We start from the raw sequence: 12,778 nt of genomic DNA on the forward strand, positions 1-12,778 counted from the left end.
ATTAATGGACATTCGTCAAAGTATTCATAGTGATCATGCAAAAACCCTGGATACAGCAGGTTTGCGTAAAGAGTTTCTGATCGAAACCATTTTTACTGCCGATCAGTACACCATGACCTACAGCCACATCGACCGCATCATTGTGGGTGGCGTCATGCCGGTAACTCGCACTGTGAGTGTTGGAGGGGAAGTGGGCAAACAGTTGGGTGTGAGCTACTTCCTGGAGCGTCGTGAGCTGGGGGTTATTAATATCGGTGGGCAGGGCACGATTACCGTTGATGGGACATGCTATGAAATCGGCACCCGCGATGGTTTATATGTGGGTAAAGGGGCGAAGGAAGTTGTGTTTGCCAGCATTGATCCTGCGAACCCTGCACGCTTCTATTACAACTGCGCGCCAGCGCATACCGCTTACCCAACCAAGCGTGTGACCCCTGCCGATGTGTCTCCGGTTACTCTGGGCGACAGTGTCACCAGCAACCGTCGTACAATTAACAAATACTTCGTTCCTGATGTGCTGGAAACATGCCAGTTGAGCATGGGTTTGACTGAGCTGGAACCTGGCAACCTGTGGAACACCATGCCTTGCCACACGCATGAGCGCCGTATGGAAGTTTATTTCTACTTCGGTATGGAGCAGGACAGTTGCGTATTCCACATGATGGGTCAGCCACAAGAAACGCGTCACATTGTGATGCAGAACGAGCAAGCCGTAATTTCTCCAAGCTGGTCAATTCACTCAGGTGTGGGGACGCGTGCGTACACATTTATCTGGGGTATGGTGGGCGAGAATCAGGTGTTCGATGATATGGACCACGTGAAAGTGGGTGACCTGCGCTAATTCTGTTCATACTTCGAGTTGCAGATGCGTTGGTTTCACTCGACCATCGCCTTCCTGCTACTCGAATTATTTAGAATAGATAATGCATAAAAAAACCCGCTTCTCAGCGGGTTTTTGTTTTAATCGCAGGAGACTTTCATCGCCAGGCCACCACGTGATGTTTCGCGGTATTTGGCGTTCATGTCCTTGCCCGTTTCGTACATCGTTTCAATGACTTTATCGAGGCAAACACGTGGTTCACTGGTACGGCGCAGGGCCATACGTGCAGCATTCACGGCTTTCACAGCGGCGATAGCATTACGTTCGATGCACGGTACCTGTACTTGTCCGGCAACCGGGTCGCAAGTCAGACCGAGGTTGTGTTCCATGCCAATTTCGGCTGCGATACAAACCTGAGTTGGGCTACCGCCCAGCAACTCAGCAAGACCCGCTGCCGCCATTGAACAGGCAACACCCACTTCACCCTGGCAACCGACTTCGGCACCTGAAATCGATGCGTTCATTTTGTACAACGAACCAATCGCACCGGCAGCAAGGAAGTATCGTGCGCAGGAGTTAGCATTCACTTCACGGATGAATTTGTCGTAATAGGCCAGTACCGCAGGAACGATACCGCATGCACCGTTAGTCGGTGCTGTTACCACACGCCCACCTGCGGCGTTTTCTTCATTCACCGCCAGCGCAAACATGTTAATCCAGTCTACAACCGCCATTGGATCTGAGTTGTTTTTATCGCTGCTGACTAACATTCTGCGTAACGCTGCGGCACGACGAGGGACACGCATTTTCCCTGGCAGCACGCCTTCGGTAGTAATGCCGCGCTCAATACCACTGCGCATCACGCCCCAAACGTTGGCAAAGTGTGCGTCAATTTCAGCCTGTGGACGCATCGCACGTTCGTTATGCATCATCAAACCAGACAGTGAAAGCCCAGTTTCTTTGCAATGAAGCTGTAAATCAGCTGCGTTTTTATAAGGATACGGTACGGCAAGTTGCTGAGTGTCTTCCACGCCAAAATGCGCTTCATCAACGATAAAACCACCGCCGATTGAGTAATACGTTTGGCTGTAGACCACGTCATTGCCAGCAAGCGCAGTGATGCGCATACCGTTTTCATGCAGCGAAAGATTCGCTTCGTGGAAGTTCATGCAGCTATCGACCGGGAACTCCACTTCGTGTTGGCCGCTGGCTAACAGCAGGCGACCGTGTGTATTCACGTCTTGAATGAAATCAGGGATAGCGTCGATGTCGACTGTGTCCGGCAGATTACCCGCCAGGCCCATAATAATGGCGATATCGGTATGGTGACCTTTACCGGTCAGGGAGAGTGAACCGTAGACATCGACGACGACACGCGTGACCTTCTGCAAAATCCCTTGCGCTATCAAATCGTCAGCGAATTGTTTACCGGCTTTCATCGGGCCGACGGTATGGGAACTGGATGGGCCAATACCGATTTTGAAAATATCGAATACGCTAATCATGTTGCGTCCGTTGCCTGAGTAACTTTGGAAGCGAAAAAACCGCCCGCGAGGGCAGGCGGTTTAGAGCTGTTAGATGAACAGGGAGTATAGAGAGTAAGAGATGGCGGAAATTGCGACCAGACCCATAATTACTACAAATACATTACTGATATGACCACTGTATTTGCGCATTGCAGGGACTTTCTGAATCGCATACATCGGCATCAGGAACAGAATCATCGCGATGATTGGGCCGCCGAGGGTTTCAATCATACCCAGAATGCTTGGGTTCAGAGTGGCAACAATCCATGTTGTTACCAGCATGAAGATCGCGGTAATGCGGTTCAGCTTGCTTACTTCAATGCTCTTACCTTTACCGCGCAGGGATTTGATTACCATCCCGTTGAAGCCTTCACGCGCACCTAAATAGTGGCCGAGGAAGGATTTGGTGATAGCCACAATCGCGATAATCGGTGCCATCCAGGCGATAACCGGCGCGTTAAAGTGGTTAGCCAGGTAAGACAGAATAGAGATGTTCTGTGCTTTCGCTTCGGCCAGGTTTGCTGGAGACAGGCTCAGTACGCAGCTGAACACGAAGAACATCACGGTAATGACCATCATGATGTGTGCGTATGACAGGATGCGTGAACATTTCTTCTCAGCGGCTTCGCCGTACTCATTACGTTTTGCTACTGCAAAAGCAGAAATGATAGGTGAGTGGTTGAAGGAGAACACCATGACTGGGATTGCCAGCCACAGAGTCATCCACAGGCCACTGCCTGTTGCCGGAGTGCTGCTAAACGACAGAGTCTCAAATGCGGCACTGCTCCAGTTAGGAATCAGGTACAACGCCAGAACCATCAGTGCTGCAACAAACGGGAACACCAGAATGCTCATCGCTTTAACGATCATCTGCTCACCGAAACGCACGATAGTCATCAGACCCACGATCAGGATCAGAGATAAAAGCGCGCGTGGTGGCGAAACCAGACCCAACTGGTGGGTGATGAAGCTATCGACGGTATTGGTGATAGCGACGCTGTACACCAACAGAATTGGGTAGATAGCAAAGAAGTACAGCAGAGTAATGACTTTACCCGCACCCACACCGAAGTGTTCTTCAACAACTTCAGTAATGTCTTCACCAGGGTTTTTACCTGAAAGCACAAAGCGAGTCAGCCCACGGTGTGCGAAGAAGGTCATCGGGAATGCGAGAATTGCCATGATGAACAGCGGGATCAAACCGCCAACACCGGCGTTAATCGGCAGGAACAATACACCAGCACCAATTGCCGTGCCGTACAGGCCCAGCATCCACATGGTATCGGACTTACGCCAGGAGCTTTTGCTCTCGGTTGAGGCAATACTGCCTGTTTGAGTGGTTTCCATCTATTACTTCTCCAAAGGAACATGTGATTCGAAATCCGAGCCAACCGCGAAGTACTGCCATTGGCAATTGAAACTAACTGCTGTTTCCTGGCACTTTTAGAGTAATTTTTGCCAGTGATAATCAGAGGGCGGAAAGATACAGATATGAAGCCAAATCATCAGTGATCGAGATCGCAATTGTAAGAATCCACTATTTGTGTGGTTTTTAGCAGATTATATGTCTGTGTCTTAGGATTTGAGTGATATTTATACCCTGAAAAATGTCGGTAATTAGATAATAAACTGATATTTCAATTTGTTGCGGTAGCGTAATTATCTGTATAAACACAATTTTTAACGCGCTTGTACGTTAAATCCCCCCTTTTCGTGAAGATGAATAGGCTGATACCGGTAACATGATTGCTGGGAAAAATTACGGAGGATTGTCAGTAAGCGCGGGAAAAAATCAGAAAAAAAAGGCGGAGTCGCTCCGCCTTCGGGGTTTAGGTACAGATTTCGTAGCAAGGGATGTAAGCACTACCTGGTAATTTCATGCGGTGCTGGGCAACAAAGCCCTGAAGCAGATCGTCCATGCGTCTCATCATTTGAGCGTCGCCATGGATTTTATAAGGCCCGAACTGTTCAATCGCGCGGATCCCACCTTCTTTAACGTTACCCGCAACAATGCCAGAAAACGCTCTGCGTAAAGAGGCGGCCAGTTGTTCCGCTGGTTGATCCGGGTACAACTTGAGATTTGCCATGTTTTCATGGGTTGGCTCAAACGGTACTTGCAGATCTGGCGCAATGCGAATAGACCAGTTGAAGCTATAAGCATCACCCGTTTCGCGGCGATTCTCTTTTACTTGAGGCATCGCTTTTTTCATCTGGCGCGCGACTTCAGCCGGGTCGTCAATAATGATTTGATAATGACGACGCGCCTGTTCCCCCACGGTATTGACGATAAATTCATCCAGTACACGGAAGTAATCAGCGCTCTCTTTCGGCCCGGTCAGAATTAATGGCAATACCTGATCGTGATTGTGCGGGTTCATCAGAATGCCGAGCAGGTAAAGCAGTTCTTCTGCGGTCCCCACGCCGCCTGGGAAGATGATGATGCCATGCGCGATTCGAACAAACGCTTCAAGACGTTTTTCGATATCCGGCATGATAATCAACTCGTTCACCAGCGGGTTTGGTGGCTCTGCTGCAATAATTGACGGTTCCGTCATGCCAATAAAGCGGCTTTCTTTGTAACGTTGCTGAGCATGACCCACCGCAGCACCTTTCATCGGTGCTTCCATCGCACCAGGGCCGCAGCCAGTACAAATGTTGAGTTCACGCAGACCCAATTGAGTGCCGACACGACGTGCGTAAAGATATTCGTTTTCGTTAATGGAGTGGCCGCCCCAGCAAACCACGAGACTTGGTGCTTCACCGACGTGCAGTGCACGGGCGTTACGTAAAATAGAGAACACCATATTGGTGATATTTGCAGGATCTTCCAGATCGAGATTCTGGAAGCGACCGGCGTTGGATAACTGACCATTCACGAACAAAATGTCGCGTAAGACAGCAAACAGGTTGGCTTGCAAAGATCGAATGATGCGGCCATCAACGAAGGCCTCATCAGGTGGATTAATCAGTTCAAGTTTGACACCGCGCTCGCGGCGCAACACGTTGATATCGAAGTTTTCGTAACGCGACAACAGCTCTTTACTGCTATCGGTCTGGCTTCCTGAGTTAAGTACGGCAAGTGAACAATTGCGAAACAGTTGATAAAGGTCGCTACTGGCCGTGCGTTTAAGCATATCGACTTCCAGTTGCGACAACATATCCATTGAGCCTAGTGGGCTAATATGTGTAATCAAGTTAACTCCTTACGAAGCGTAAAGTGCCGCTCCCAATGATTACAATAGCCTCGCCATGTTCAATTTAACAACCTGAAAACAAGAATCCTTCCATAGCCTGCGAGGTGTTTCGCACTTATTGACGAACCAGACGACCAAATGCCGGGTGGAAATCGGTGTTTGTGCGCCATGGATTAATGTCCAGGCCACCACGACGGGTATATCGAGCGTAGACGCTCAGGGTTTCAGGTTGGCAAAAATGCTGAATGTCGTTAAAGATGCGTTCAACGCATTGCTCGTGGAATTCGTTATGCTGGCGGAAAGAAACCAGATAGCGCAGCAGCTTTTCACGATCGATACGTGGGCCACGATAGCGAATCTGAACAGAGCCCCAATCCGGTTGGTGGGTGATCAGGCAGTTGGATTTCAACAGGTGGCTTACCAGCGTTTCTTCTACAATTTCTACGCCTGCCGATTCGCTGAGGTAATTGGCGTTAAATTCATAATTATCAATAGTGATATTTTGCTCATCAATGCATTCGCCCGTGAAGGCTGCGATTTCCTGGCCTTCAAGTTCATGCAGGCGGAATAACACAACACTGACATCGCCTTGTGCGCAGGCGCTCAAATCACGCTTTAGCGTTTCCTGAACCGTTTCCCAGTCGGCAAATTTTGTCTGGTTAAAGCTGTTCAAATAGAGTTTAAAACTTTTCGATTCAACCAGATTCACGCTGTTTGCATCAAGCTGCACATGACCCACGGCGACCTGCGGTAAACCGTTGCTATTCAGCCAGGACAGCTCATAAAGCGTCCAGATATCACCCCCACTAAACGGCAGATTATCAGCCTGTAAACCAAGCGGGTCACGATTTAGACTGCGTGGAACGGCCTGTAACAACGACGGTTGGTATTTATCCTGGTAAGCGGTTGGCTTACCCAGCGTCAGGCCGCTTAGCGCCTGGTGTTTTTCATAAGACATGTGTCACCGATAGAATGCAGGTACAATTGGTCTTTATTGTACCGCACCTTGAGAGAGTGAGAAATTGGTGGATAACGACGTACGTCAGGCGCTGGAAGATTTTACAAATCGCTTTTGTCACGCGTGGCGTGAACAGGTGGGTGGGTGGCCTGCGAGTGAAGAATTATTTGGTGTGCCGTCCCCGTGTATCGTGACGACAACCGGTAATGATGTGCGCTGGCAGCCGCAACCTTTCACTCCTGCTGGTGATCTCAGCGCTGTGGAACGGGCGATGGATATTACTCTGCAACCCGGTGCGCATCAGTTTTATACCACGCAGTTTGCTGGCGACATGCCCGCGCAGTCAGGTCACCAGGCTTTAACGCTATTACAAGCCTGGAGCGAAGAGGATTTTCAGCGCGTTCAGGAAAACCTGATTGGCCATCTGGTCACACAAAAGCGTTTAAAGCTTTCACCGACCCTGTTCCTCGCCACCACGCCTGACGAAATGGAGGTGGTGTCACTTTGCAATCTCACTGGAGAAGTGGTGCTGGAGAAAATCGGCACCAAACAGCGGACAACTCTCGCACCTTCACTGAGCTTATTCCTTCAGGAGCTTCAGCCGCAGGTCATCTAACCGTTGATCGCTGCTGAGCTTGTGAGAGATCTCTTACACAAGCTGTAAGAGATCTCTAACTTTTCATTTGAGATTTTTATGGCTATTAATGAAATAGCTATTAATTATCAAAGGTTTGATGATGTTTTTCGTCACTTTTGAATGAAAGTTATCGTAAGCATAGGTTGTGAGTGCCTTGCGAGATTGAACGAATTAGTAGATTCTATGTCCGTCGACAGGAAGTCGGGAAGTGAAGGAGATGTCAGGATGATGTCACTTCATTGAAGAACGGGAAGACACCAGGAAGGTGTTACAAGGAAGGCTTCAGGATTGAAGCAAGGATCACTCAGGAAGAGTAAGGGACACCTCCAGGATGGAGAATGAGAGCCGAGCCAGGAATGTTCGGTGGGTCTGGAAGACCAAAGGATAATGCATCAGGATGATGCCGGATCACCGCAGGATGACGGTAGCAGGACGCGAGTACGACGGAATGTAGGTCAGGAGACCACAGGACATAGTTGTCACGGACGAGCAGGGAGCACCAAAAGTAGCCGGATTAGCTGCGAAACGAACCGGGAGCACTGTTTATACAGTGCTCCCTTTTTTTATGCTTTTTTTTCGCCCACAGTAAGAAATGAAGAAAGTTAGAAGTGGTATGCTTGCCGGCTTCTTTTTCACTGATGCCTGAGGTTTTCATGGAACGTCACGCGCTGGTACGCCAGCATCTACACATCATCGAGCAGGTTTTACGTGACCATCAACATTGGCAGGGCAGTGCGCCGGGTGCCGAAGCCTTTGAAAGTACCCAGCCGTTTTGTCTGGATACTCTACAACCCACAGAATGGCTGCAATGGGTTTTAATTCCACGCATGCACGCACTGATAGAAGCGCGGCATCCTTTGCCAGTCGACTTCGCCATCGCGCCATACTACGAAATGGCGCTCGATGCGGCACATGCCGGGCGTGAGCCTCTCTTAAAAGCGTTGCAAGAGCTTGATGCTCTGTTCGCGAGTGACAAAAACTGATGCTGGAAATTATTTATCAGGATGAATGGTTGGTGGCCGTGAACAAACCTTCGGGTTGGTTGGTGCACCGAAGCTGGCTGGACCGTCATGAAACGGTGTTCGTCATGCAAACCGTACGTGACCAAATCGGCAAGCACGTTTTTACCGTACATCGCCTCGACAGACCTACTTCTGGCGTCTTGTTGATGGGGCTCTCCAGCGAAGTTGCGCATTTGCTCTCGCAGCAGTTTGAAAATCACCAGATTCAGAAACGTTATCACGCGGTCACTCGCGGTTGGCTTGAAGATGAAGCCTTGCTGGATTATCCGCTCGTTGAAGAGTTGGATAAAATTGCGGATAAACACGCAACGCAAGACAAAACGCCGCAGCCTGCGGTCACGCATTATCGCGGTCTGGCAACGGTTGAAATGCCGGTCCCGGTTGGTCGATATCCAACAGCGCGCTACAGCCTTGTGGAACTGGAACCGAAAACCGGTCGCAAGCACCAGCTACGCCGCCATATGTCCCATTTGCGTCATCCGATGATTGGCGATTCTAAGCATGGCGACCTGCGCCAAAACCGTGCTGCGGCAGAACATTTTGGCTGCCAACGCCTGATGCTGCATGCAAGCCAGCTTTCGTTAACGCATCCTGTTACCGGTGAGCCGTTATGCTTGCGCGCAACGCTCGACGATACCTGGATGCAGATGATGTCACAGTTTGGCTGGCGTGGATTGCTGAGTGATATCGAAAAGGTTGAGTTTGTGGCACGCAACGGCCAGGATGAATAATACAGCCGTAACGCAAGGAGTTAACTGATGGCCGAAGTGGGGATTTTTGTAGGAACGATGTATGGAAACTCGCTGTTGGTGGCGGAAGAAGCCGAAGCGATTCTAAAAAAGAAAGGTCATAAAGCCACAGTATTCGAAGATCCTGAGCTTGCAGACTGGCAGAAATATCGCGACCAATATGTGCTGATTGTCACTTCAACAACCGGCCAGGGCGATTTACCCGACAGCATTGTTCCTCTGTTTCAGGCAATTAAAGACAAAGTCGGATACCAACCTGAATTGCGTTACGGTTTGATTGCGCTGGGCGACAGCAACTACGAACATTTTTGTGGCGGTGGTAAACAATTCGATACCTTGCTGCAAGAGCAGGGCGCAAAACGTATTGGCACCGTGTTAGCGATTGATGCCAATGATCATCCTGAGCCCGAATCTGTTTCGAACCCGTGGGTCGAGCAGTGGGAAACGCTGTTAAAGTGACAGCAAGAATCAATGGCGGGGATGCTTGGGTGTCGCCGCCTATGATATTACACCCAGCGGGCTGGGTGCGGGTCATCACCTGCCAGCAATGCAATTGCCGCACAACTATTCAGGGAGTTGCCAGTCTGGTCTGACAAAATGGCAGGTATAGCCATTTGGGTTATGCACGAGATAGTCCTGGTGCTCTGGCTCTGCTGACCAGAAGGGGGTCGCTTCCTTCACTTCAGTGACGACTGTACCCGGCAAAATACCTGATGCGTCTATTTCCTCGATCAACTGGTTGGCCTGGTGCATCTGCTCATCCGTAAGCCAAAAGATAGCAGAACGATAGCTGGAGCCAACATCATTACCCTGCCTAAATGGCGTAGTGGGATTGTGGATCTGAAAGAAGTATTTCAGCAAATCGCGGAAACTAATCTGCTCAGGATTAAACTCGACTTTTACCGCCTCTGCATGGCCTGGATGGTACGCATAGGTCGGATTGTCATTCTGCCCGCCCGTGTAGCCAACTTCGGTGCTGATGACTCCATCAACTTTTCGAAGTAAATCCTGCACTCCCCAGAAACAACCTCCAGCAAGAATTGCGACTTCATTTTTCATGTTTATCTCCAGAATTAAACAGTGCCAGATATTCGCCATATCCTTCAGCACTTAGATTTGCTTTAGGAATAAAACGCAGCGCGGCTGAGTTGATGCAATAACGTAGTCCGCCTTTCTCCTGGGGGCCGTCAGGGAATACATGCCCAAGATGGCTATCAGCATGAACGGAACGTACTTCAGTTCGTATCATCCCGTGGCTCAGATCTTTAATATTACGTACATTCTCATCTACCGGGTTGCTGAAAGCAGGCCAACCACATCCTGAGTCAAACTTATCCAGCGATGAAAATAACGGTTCACCGGAAACGATATCGACATACAGTCCGTCTTCGAAATGTTTGTCATATTCCCCCGTGAAAGGACGCTCCGTGGCATTATTTTGCGTTACGTTAAACTGTAGTTCAGATAAATTTGTTATTGTCTGAGTATCTTTATGATATTTATTGCTCATAGTGTCGCCTCTTGAGTGGATTAATTCCCTTGGTTAATATTTTGATGTATATCAGGGAAGCGCATTTCACCGCAATTTACGGTGAGGAACTTGGTATCAACAGACGCCGAAATCACCTTCCTCTTTATACAAAGCCACGTCGGAAGCTTTCAGTGTTATCTTCTCATCGCTTAGGTGATTTGAAGGGGTACAAATGACTTCATCAGCAAGTACATCCAGAACCTTCATTTTCGGTCCGCCTTTTTTAGCCTGTACCATATCGCCTGGTTTGAACATAAAACCCTCTCTTATACGAAACAATTGATACTTAACCATAAAACAAATTGATCGCTTAGGAAAGCTCTGTCAACGATAGCGACATTTAATCTTGGTACAGTCATAATATTCAATTATAGCAATGGAGAAATAACACTGAGTGAGGTTTTTACAAGCCAAAAAAATTGTGGTTGTACATTTAATATCTAAAAAAAGCATTATAAATAAATGAAAAAGAGATGTTTTTTAATTATTTGAAAATACTTTTTAAACACGCGATTGGTCGGCGTTGAAATATATTTGCGGTGTAAAAATCATGTTTGTACATTGTTCAAAACTGCAGAGGGAAAAATGAAAAAAGTGCTCTGCTCCGACTCTATCCAAACGCTCCATCGCATTAAAATCATTACCACGTAATCCGTTACCTTCCTCTGCGTTATACAATAATTCCCAAATCCGTGAACCATCCCCCAGACCGTTGGACAAAAGCCATAAAGTGCTCACAAAACGCGCAGTAAACTTGTGTCTTTGCACGATGAGGCGTTTTCACTCCCTTCATATACTTTCCCTCGGCCAAACATAAAACCGCAGAGTCAGAGTCACAAGAATACTGCGGACCGGCCGATACCTCATTCTGATAACCCTACAAGTGCAGAATGGATTGTAGCTAAAAGCTATATACCCAATGGATTTCGAGGTGCGGGAAGGCGGCAGCTTGAAAGACGATGGGTATGATTCAGGAGTGCAACATGAACACCATTAGCCAAACGGCGAGCGTTGCCGAGAAAAGAACCAACGCTCGTTATTGGATAGTAGTAATGCTCTTCATCGTCACCTCGTTTAACTATGGCGACCGCGCCACGTTATCTATTGCCGGTTCAGAAATGGCGAAAGATATCGGCCTTGATCCGATTGGCATGGGATATGTGTTCTCCGCATTTTCCTGGGCATACGTCATCGGGCAGATCCCAGGTGGCTGGCTGCTTGACCGTTTCGGCTCAAAACGCGTTTATTTCTGGTCGATTTTTATTTGGTCGCTGTTTACCTTGCTGCAAGGTTTCGTCGATATCTTCAGTGGTTTTGGCATCATCATCGCGCTGTTTACCCTGCGCTTCCTGGTGGGATTGGCTGAAGCGCCTTCCTTCCCCGGCAACAGCCGAATAGTCGCAGCGTGGTTCCCGGCACAGGAACGCGGTACGGCAGTCTCCATCTTTAACTCCGCACAGTATTTCGCGACGGTAATCTTCGCGCCAATCATGGGTTGGCTGACTCATGAAGTGGGCTGGTCGCACGTCTTCTTCTTCATGGGGGGCTTAGGCATCATCATCAGTTTTGTTTGGCTGAAAGTGATTCATGAGCCGAATAACCATCCGGGTGTGAATAAGAAAGAGCTGGAGTACATCGAAGAAGGCGGCGCGCTGATCAATATGGATCAGAAGCAAACCAAAGAGCGGGTACCTTTCGCGCAGAAATGGGGCCAGATCAAACAGCTGATTGGCTCGCGCATGATGATCGGGATCTATATCGGCCAGTACTGCATTAACGCCTTAACCTATTTCTTTATTACCTGGTTCCCGGTGTATCTGGTTCAGGAAAAAGGCATGTCGATTTTGAAAGCCGGTTTTGTGGCTTCGGTTCCGGCAGTCTGTGGATTTATCGGCGGCGTGCTGGGCGGGGTTATTTCTGACTGGCTGATGCGCCGCACCGGTTCGTTAAACATCGCGCGTAAAACGCCAATCGTATTGGGGATGTTGCTCTCGGTCAGCATGGTGTTCTGTAACTATGTTGAATCAGAAATGATGGTTATCGGCTTTATGGCGATGGCGTTCTTCGGGAAAGGCATCGGTGCCCTGGGCTGGGCGGTGATGGCTGATACCGCGCCGAAAGAGATAAGCGGCCTGAGCGGTGGCTTGTTCAATATGTTCGGTAACGTCTCCGGTATCGTGACGCCAATTGCTATCGGTTACATCGTTGGGACATCCGGTTCGTTCAACGGCGCGCTGATTTACGTTGGGGTGCATGCTGTTATCGCGGTACTGAGCTATCTGGTGATTGTCGGCGACATCAAACGTGTTGAACTCAAACCCGCAGCCACAGGACGCTAATG

The 12,778-nt window shown here is 49.0% G+C and carries 13 protein-coding genes; 6 read left to right on the forward strand and 7 right to left on the reverse strand.

Annotated features, from left to right (window positions below):
* Positions 1-4: 4 nt before the first annotated feature.
* Entirely contained in the window at positions 5-841 is an 837-nt protein-coding gene (kduI, locus tag RHD99_RS04255) for a 5-dehydro-4-deoxy-D-glucuronate isomerase (RefSeq protein WP_183270461.1), read from the forward strand.
* A gap of 119 nt (positions 842-960) precedes the next feature.
* Here kduI and RHD99_RS04260 read toward each other — a convergent pair whose 3' ends face one another.
* The 4 genes from RHD99_RS04260 to queF all read right to left on the reverse strand — a co-directional run bounded on the left by RHD99_RS04260 (position 961) and on the right by queF (position 6,498).
* Positions 961-2,325 (reverse strand): L-serine ammonia-lyase, encoded by a 1,365-nt coding sequence (locus tag RHD99_RS04260; RefSeq protein WP_309877580.1) that lies wholly within the window; start codon positions 2,323-2,325, stop codon positions 961-963.
* A gap of 69 nt (positions 2,326-2,394) precedes the next feature.
* Entirely contained in the window at positions 2,395-3,693 is a 1,299-nt protein-coding gene (locus RHD99_RS04265) for an HAAAP family serine/threonine permease (protein WP_183270459.1), read from the reverse strand.
* A 482-nt stretch (positions 3,694-4,175) separates the two neighbouring features.
* Positions 4,176-5,540, reverse strand: a complete 1,365-nt coding sequence (ppnN, locus tag RHD99_RS04270; RefSeq protein ID WP_309877582.1) for a nucleotide 5'-monophosphate nucleosidase PpnN — start codon at positions 5,538-5,540, stop codon at positions 4,176-4,178.
* A 115-nt stretch (positions 5,541-5,655) separates the two neighbouring features.
* Complete coding sequence (gene queF / locus RHD99_RS04275; RefSeq protein ID WP_309877583.1) at positions 5,656-6,498, reverse strand: NADPH-dependent 7-cyano-7-deazaguanine reductase QueF; 843 nt, start codon at positions 6,496-6,498, stop codon at positions 5,656-5,658.
* Positions 6,499-6,565: 67 nt separating this feature from the next.
* On the opposite strand from queF, the gene syd reads away from it, so the two are divergent.
* The 4 genes from syd (at position 6,566) to RHD99_RS04295 (ending at position 9,365) form a co-directional block, all read left to right on the forward strand.
* Positions 6,566-7,114, forward strand: a complete 549-nt coding sequence (syd, locus tag RHD99_RS04280) for a SecY-interacting protein (protein WP_309877584.1) — start codon at positions 6,566-6,568, stop codon at positions 7,112-7,114.
* 674 nt (positions 7,115-7,788) lie between these two features.
* Complete coding sequence (locus RHD99_RS04285; protein ID WP_309877586.1) at positions 7,789-8,118, forward strand: YqcC family protein; 330 nt, start codon at positions 7,789-7,791, stop codon at positions 8,116-8,118.
* Positions 8,118-8,888, forward strand: coding sequence for a tRNA pseudouridine(65) synthase TruC (gene truC / locus RHD99_RS04290; RefSeq protein WP_309877587.1), 771 nt, complete (start codon positions 8,118-8,120; stop codon positions 8,886-8,888). The genes RHD99_RS04285 and truC overlap by 1 nt, the downstream gene beginning before the upstream one ends.
* A 27-nt stretch (positions 8,889-8,915) precedes the next feature.
* Entirely contained in the window at positions 8,916-9,365 is a 450-nt protein-coding gene (locus tag RHD99_RS04295) for a flavodoxin (RefSeq protein WP_183270453.1), read from the forward strand.
* A gap of 105 nt (positions 9,366-9,470) precedes the next feature.
* On the opposite strand, the gene msrA is transcribed toward RHD99_RS04295, so the two are convergent.
* The 3 genes from msrA to RHD99_RS04310 all read right to left on the reverse strand — a co-directional run bounded on the left by msrA (position 9,471) and on the right by RHD99_RS04310 (position 10,692).
* The gene (gene msrA / locus RHD99_RS04300; RefSeq protein WP_309877588.1) at positions 9,471-9,965 is read right to left on the reverse strand and encodes a peptide-methionine (S)-S-oxide reductase MsrA; all 495 of its coding nucleotides are present in this window, start codon (positions 9,963-9,965) and stop codon (positions 9,471-9,473) included.
* Complete coding sequence (gene msrB, locus RHD99_RS04305; protein WP_183270451.1) at positions 9,955-10,416, reverse strand: peptide-methionine (R)-S-oxide reductase MsrB; 462 nt, start codon at positions 10,414-10,416, stop codon at positions 9,955-9,957. Before msrB ends, msrA begins: the two co-directional genes overlap by 11 nt.
* 96 nt (positions 10,417-10,512) lie before the next feature.
* The gene (locus RHD99_RS04310) at positions 10,513-10,692 is read right to left on the reverse strand and encodes a GDFGVC terminal motif YodC-like protein (protein ID WP_309877589.1); all 180 of its coding nucleotides are present in this window, start codon (positions 10,690-10,692) and stop codon (positions 10,513-10,515) included.
* 728 nt (positions 10,693-11,420) lie between these two features.
* On the opposite strand from RHD99_RS04310, the gene RHD99_RS04315 reads away from it, so the two are divergent.
* Complete coding sequence (locus tag RHD99_RS04315; protein WP_183270449.1) at positions 11,421-12,776, forward strand: MFS transporter; 1,356 nt, start codon at positions 11,421-11,423, stop codon at positions 12,774-12,776.
* Positions 12,777-12,778 lie beyond the last annotated feature (2 nt).

This window comes from Buttiauxella selenatireducens (assembly GCF_031432975.1).
Lineage (GTDB): Bacteria > Pseudomonadota > Gammaproteobacteria > Enterobacterales > Enterobacteriaceae > Buttiauxella > Buttiauxella selenatireducens.

Excerpts from the sequence above, each read along its gene's own strand:
- kduI (WP_183270461.1), top strand. The coding sequence starts at position 5 with ATGGACATTCGTCAAAGTATTCATAGTGATCATGCAAAAACCCTGGAT.
- RHD99_RS04260 (WP_309877580.1), bottom strand. The coding sequence starts at position 2,325 with ATGATTAGCGTATTCGATATTTTCAAAATCGGTATTGGCCCATCCAGT.
- RHD99_RS04265 (WP_183270459.1), bottom strand. The coding sequence starts at position 3,693 with ATGGAAACCACTCAAACAGGCAGTATTGCCTCAACCGAGAGCAAAAGC.
- queF (WP_309877583.1), bottom strand. The coding sequence starts at position 6,498 with ATGTCTTATGAAAAACACCAGGCGCTAAGCGGCCTGACGCTGGGTAAG.
- RHD99_RS04285 (WP_309877586.1), top strand. The coding sequence starts at position 7,789 with ATGGAACGTCACGCGCTGGTACGCCAGCATCTACACATCATCGAGCAG.
- truC (WP_309877587.1), top strand. The coding sequence starts at position 8,118 with ATGCTGGAAATTATTTATCAGGATGAATGGTTGGTGGCCGTGAACAAA.
- RHD99_RS04295 (WP_183270453.1), top strand. The coding sequence starts at position 8,916 with ATGGCCGAAGTGGGGATTTTTGTAGGAACGATGTATGGAAACTCGCTG.
- msrA (WP_309877588.1), bottom strand. The coding sequence starts at position 9,965 with ATGAAAAATGAAGTCGCAATTCTTGCTGGAGGTTGTTTCTGGGGAGTG.
- msrB (WP_183270451.1), bottom strand. The coding sequence starts at position 10,416 with ATGAGCAATAAATATCATAAAGATACTCAGACAATAACAAATTTATCT.
- RHD99_RS04310 (WP_309877589.1), bottom strand. The coding sequence starts at position 10,692 with ATGTTCAAACCAGGCGATATGGTACAGGCTAAAAAAGGCGGACCGAAA.
- RHD99_RS04315 (WP_183270449.1), top strand. The coding sequence starts at position 11,421 with ATGAACACCATTAGCCAAACGGCGAGCGTTGCCGAGAAAAGAACCAAC.